General features: G+C 35.9%; 3 protein-coding genes, 10 tRNA genes and 1 rRNA gene. 2 read left to right on the forward strand and 12 right to left on the reverse strand.

All coding sequences use genetic code 11. The features are described 5' to 3' along the window. From ACFSBH_RS12620 to ACFSBH_RS12675, 12 genes are all read right to left on the reverse strand, one after another. Positions 1-80, reverse strand: a 16S ribosomal RNA gene (locus tag ACFSBH_RS12620); the annotation flags it as partial. 233 nt (positions 81-313) lie between these two features. Then, positions 314-387 (reverse strand) — tRNA-Ile (locus ACFSBH_RS12625). 10 nt (positions 388-397) lie between these two features. Continuing rightward, a tRNA-Gly gene (locus tag ACFSBH_RS12630) sits at positions 398-471 on the reverse strand. 11 nt (positions 472-482) lie between these two features. Continuing rightward, positions 483-559, reverse strand: a tRNA-Pro gene (locus tag ACFSBH_RS12635). A gap of 9 nt (positions 560-568) precedes the next feature. Continuing rightward, positions 569-642, reverse strand: a tRNA-Arg gene (locus ACFSBH_RS12640). 26 nt (positions 643-668) lie between these two features. Continuing rightward, a tRNA-Leu gene (locus tag ACFSBH_RS12645) sits at positions 669-752 on the reverse strand. A gap of 120 nt (positions 753-872) precedes the next feature. Beyond that, a tRNA-Gln gene (locus tag ACFSBH_RS12650) sits at positions 873-947 on the reverse strand. An 8-nt stretch (positions 948-955) separates the two neighbouring features. Then, positions 956-1,032: transfer RNA gene (locus ACFSBH_RS12655), tRNA-Asp, on the reverse strand. Positions 1,033-1,066: 34 nt separating this feature from the next. Further along, a tRNA-Glu gene (locus ACFSBH_RS12660) sits at positions 1,067-1,138 on the reverse strand. Between the two features lie 10 nt (positions 1,139-1,148). Continuing rightward, positions 1,149-1,240 (reverse strand) — tRNA-Ser (locus ACFSBH_RS12665). A 3-nt stretch (positions 1,241-1,243) separates the two neighbouring features. After that, positions 1,244-1,318, reverse strand: a tRNA-Asn gene (locus tag ACFSBH_RS12670). A 175-nt stretch (positions 1,319-1,493) separates the two neighbouring features. Beyond that, positions 1,494-1,733: a zinc ribbon domain-containing protein gene (locus ACFSBH_RS12675; RefSeq protein WP_379597829.1), complete on the reverse strand. Its 240-nt coding sequence runs from the start codon at positions 1,731-1,733 to the stop codon at positions 1,494-1,496. 163 nt (positions 1,734-1,896) lie between these two features. Here ACFSBH_RS12675 and ACFSBH_RS12680 point away from each other — a divergent pair, with 163 nt between their 5' ends. Next, complete coding sequence (locus ACFSBH_RS12680; RefSeq protein ID WP_251517706.1) at positions 1,897-3,069, forward strand: site-specific integrase; 1,173 nt, start codon at positions 1,897-1,899, stop codon at positions 3,067-3,069. 12 nt (positions 3,070-3,081) lie between these two features. After that, positions 3,082-4,818: a hypothetical protein gene (locus ACFSBH_RS12685; RefSeq protein ID WP_379597827.1), complete on the forward strand. Its 1,737-nt coding sequence runs from the start codon at positions 3,082-3,084 to the stop codon at positions 4,816-4,818. Positions 4,819-4,894 lie beyond the last annotated feature (76 nt).

Below are 4,894 nucleotides of genomic sequence, written 5' to 3' on the forward strand. Positions count from 1 at the left end.
GTCTGCTTCCCGCGCTCGACTTGCATGTATTAGGCACGCCGCCAGCGTTCGTCCTGAGCCAAGATCAAACTCTCCATAAAAGTGTTTGAAAAAACTTAGCTGTTATTTAATAAGAAAACGGGGTTTTCTTATTAAGTTTATGCTTGGTCACTCACGTGACCTTGCTTGACATACTGGTTGTTTTGTTCAGTTTTCAAAGAGCAAATGTTTTCGTTGTCCTCATTAAGGAGCAACTTTTAAATCATATCACCTTTATCGTTATGAGTCAACACTTTTTTAAAAAAAGTTATTTAATCAGCGAAAAGAAGTGAAGTGGGCCTGAGTGGACTCGAACCACCGACCTCACGCTTATCAGGCGTGCGCTCTAACCAGCTGAGCTACAGGCCCATAAATAAAATGGAGCGGGTGAAGGGAATCGAACCCTCATCATCAGCTTGGAAGGCTGAGGTTTTACCACTAAACTACACCCGCAAACTTATAAATGGTCGGGAAGACAGGATTTGAACCTGCGGCCCCTTGGTCCCAAACCAAGTGCTCTACCAAGCTGAGCTACTTCCCGAACAACAAACGCGCCCGAGAGGAGTCGAACCCCTAACCTTTTGATCCGTAGTCAAACGCTCTATCCAATTGAGCTACGGGCGCAAATAATATTTTAATAGAAATTAAAGTGCGGTTGAGAGGACTTGAACCTCCACGGGATTAACTCCCACTAGGCCCTCAACCTAGCGCGTCTGCCATTCCGCCACAACCGCGTGAATGAATTGCAATTAATAGAAGTTGTTAAGAAACAAAAAATACTATTTGAAATAGTATAGTCAATACTTCATCATTTTCTATAAGTAACATCAACTTAAAAACAAGAGAAATAAAAATGGCTGGGCTACTAGGATTCGAACCTAGGAATGACGGGACCAAAACCCGTTGCCTTACCGCTTGGCTATAGCCCAATCATCAATGGCGGTCCGGACGGGACTCGAACCCGCGACCTCCTGCGTGACAGGCAGGCATTCTAACCAACTGAACTACCGGACCTATTTACCATTTGTGAATCGTTTTGAAAAAGGAATGACCCGTACGGGATTCGAACCCGTGTTACCGCCGTGAAAGGGCGGTGTCTTAACCGCTTGACCAACGGGCCATTTAGAAAATGGCGGAGAAGGAGGGATTTGAACCCTCGCGCCGGTATAACCGACCTACACCCTTAGCAGGGGCGCCTCTTCAGCCTCTTGAGTACTTCTCCCTATGGCTCCACAGGTAGGATTCGAACCTACGACCGATCGGTTAACAGCCGATTGCTCTACCACTGAGCTACTGTGGAATGTTTTTTTGTCAACGAAAAATATCATAACCCATTTCTCAACAATTGTCAACAACGTTTTTCAAAATTCTTCAATGCGTCGGACAAGCAAAATCGTCAGCTAATATAATTTAACATGATTTTATTATTTAGTCAACGGAAATTTTACATTTCATTTATAATATTTTCCCCTTCATTATATAGCGGTTAATTTACCCTTACATTTTCCGCACACATACTTTTTTGTATCGACTTTCCGTTTTCTTTTATATTCGTTCCCACACTTTCCACACTTATAAATATATTTATATGAATTGATTTCTGAGGGCAGCGGTTTGCAATAACGGGGAGATCCTGTCTTTTTTAGTAATTCTTTAAAATCTTTATCTCGGTGCTTGTACCCCTTCCCTTCAATATGAAGATGGTAATGGCAAATATATGATGTGTTTTGGTTTTAATCGTATTTTTGGTTTTTATTGTTTATATATATTAATTACTCAATGTTTCGACAAGATATCTTCTCTTTTTCATGGTTTTAATGAAGATGCTTTGATATAATTCTTATTATTCATATAGTTGGATATTTATTGGGGGTGTCTGTGATACATACTAGATTTGGTCTTAGGTCTTCCATTACCACTTTAAGGAAAAAACAGGAAGTAAAGCAATGTCATATAGTAATTATTAACGATATGGACTTGTATAAAGTACACCCTGTTTCTAACTTCTTATATGAAAAGAAAGGCTCTAAATACAACACATTAAAAACCAAGGGGCAAATAATAGTTAGGTTTCTGAATTGGTTTGTTGAAAACCATTTAACTTTTAGAGAACTTGAAGCAAGATTATCTACACTTAGCTTTAATAAAGTGGAGTACTATATCAACTGGTTAGTTTCAGAAGGGAAATCAAAATCTACTATATTAAACAATCAACTTACACTTAAAGAGTTTATGGGATTTCTTATTAGGAACGGAATTATTAATAATAAAGAAACTGTTCAAGAATACAATGATAGACTTAGTAATAAGAGTAGCTCCTTCTTCCAGTTATACAGGAGACCTAATCCCAGACAAACAGCGTTAGTACATGAATTGAATTTAAACTACATAATTAGTTTTATCAGATTGGCAATAAAACACACAACCCCAATAGCACTAGGTGTGTACCTTCAATTTTTTGGGGGGCTTAGGAGGGGTGATTGTGTAAACCTAACCAGAAGTAGTGTAAAGTCAAAAGGTTCATATGGTGAATTTGGATTAGAACTTGATATCCGAGAGAGGAATTTGAGAACTGACTTGAAGGATTTCGACGGAACAGACGGGGTTAAAAAACCAAGAATACAGGTGGTGTTTGCTAATAGATTACTACCTTTAATATATGAGCAGCACTCAAAGACATATGACGATATAACTGGTCAGGATGCTTTATTTGTGGATAAAAATGGTTTTCCTATGAGTGGACGCACATATCAACAACAATTTAATAGATTGAAAAAGATATTCATAGAAAAGTTATTGCAAAGCGATAATCTAGAGGCAAGTAGTTACGGGCTTTATTTAAGCAATAGAAGGTGGAGTACTCATATTGGACGTGGCACTTTTTCCAATTGGATCGCAGAAAGCACTGGTAATCCACTAGATGTGGCAATTGCACGGGGAGATAGCAATATTGAGTCTTCTTTATCTTATATGGAGCAAAGTGAAACCTTCTTGAATGGAGTTAATGAAGTGTTAAATAAAATGTATGAAAATGCTTGGGAATATGAATAAGGGGCGTTATACATGATTTGGACACAGGAACAACTTTATTTGAAAATAAAAGAATTAGAAAACGGAAATAGACCTTTAGGTACTATGGAAGTTAGTAATTTATTAGGCATATCAACTAAAACGGTAATTGATTATTTAAAACCTGTAAATTTAATTAGGGTCACTAAAGAAAAAAATAACTATTACTGGGATAGAGAGAGTGTCCTGAATTATATTACAAAACATGAAAACTACCATTACCTGTTGAAAGACTCACCTGAATATGTAAGTTCTAAAGAATTAGAAGAGCAGTTTGGGTCCATATTAACTATTAGCCAAATTCAACATATCCTGAAGAAAAACAAAGATACTAGAATCTCTATGTCAGGTTTGGTTAATAAAATAAAATATCGTAGAGATAAAATTGAGGAGGAAATTGCCTCCGTTAAACCTATAAATAATGAAAGAACTTTTACAACATTAAACGGAACAGCGTTAACCTTGAATAATGTAATGCATAACAAAGACTACATCCTGTATATGAAAGTAGTTAAAGAATTAGGTTGTCCTAAGTGGTACGTTAAGCATCTTATTAAATATAAACAATTACCTAATTCAGCAGACTTCTCAACTACAGATAGTTCTAACTCCCATACTTATGTCCATATTAACGACTATCCTATTTTACAAGATTTATACTCCAAAAAAGTAGTATTTGGCGATAGAAACTCTCTTTCTGATTTCAGTGAGGAAAAAGAGCCAATTGATCGTTTTAACAATATGCTAAGGAATTACAGTTTTAAAGATGACTTTCCAGCTACTCACAATCTGTATTACGACTTTGTTAGTGACTACATTGCCAATACAAGAACTCTATATGTGTACAATTATGTTACAAGTTTGTCTAAGACGTATATGAACATTAAACCCTTACTAACAAAAGAGATATATCTGTACAGCAATAAGGAACTTGAAATGCTATTTTTAAATGAATCGTTACTGAAAAAGTACAAGGAAGTGTTGGGAAAGTTTTTGAAATTCATTATGACAAAAACGGAAACCAATTACTCCACTGTCCCAGTAGTTAGGACTAGAGTATACCAAAAAAACAAAATTGAAACATATTCTAGAGAAGAATTTTACTATATGTATCGACAAGTGAATGATATAAATAGACATCTTGAAAAAGCCATTAACAGTCAAACCTATTGTCAAGATTGGTTTTTACTAATAATGACATTTAGTAATGCATGGAGATTTCCAGACATTATTAAAATGCCAAGCCCAAACCTAAACATACTTAATACTCAACATTTAAGTTTCAACTGGTTTAAGAAAAATATATTGCCACCCGAGAAAAGCATAAGGTTGATTAACGACTTACAGAAAAATAACCGTTTCATCATAAATAAAACCAATGCATTAAACGAGTTATTTGTTCCTACTGACATGACTATAACATTTGCAACAGCAATATCGTTGTTGGAGTTGTTTAGAAGAGAAAGGGATTATGATACAGACACACTATTCCCTAACTATATAAAACCTTCAAAAGACGTGAATTATTTTAATTACATGTTTGAAGGAGATGTGCCTTCATTTTCTTTTAAAAAGACAACTAAATCTTTATTGACATATAGTTATGTCACAGCAAGAAATATGGACAAACACGCAGGTGCTGCCAATGCAATTTCCACCAGATTACGTGGTCACAAAAATGTTGACACTATACAGCACTATGTGCGTAAACGTCAAATAATCCACACCTAGTTTTAGATGTGGACTATTGTTATGATTTATTTAGTTTTATTTGGTACACGACATTCCGCTGGAATGGACGGTGACC

Source organism: Oceanobacillus luteolus, from assembly GCF_042678205.1.
Taxonomy (GTDB): domain Bacteria; phylum Bacillota; class Bacilli; order Bacillales; family Amphibacillaceae; genus Oceanobacillus; species Oceanobacillus luteolus.

Bases quoted from the DNA above. Each gene is read 5' to 3' on its own strand.
- ACFSBH_RS12685 (WP_379597827.1), top strand. From the start codon at position 3,082: ATGATTTGGACACAGGAACAACTTTATTTGAAAATAAAAGAATTAGAA.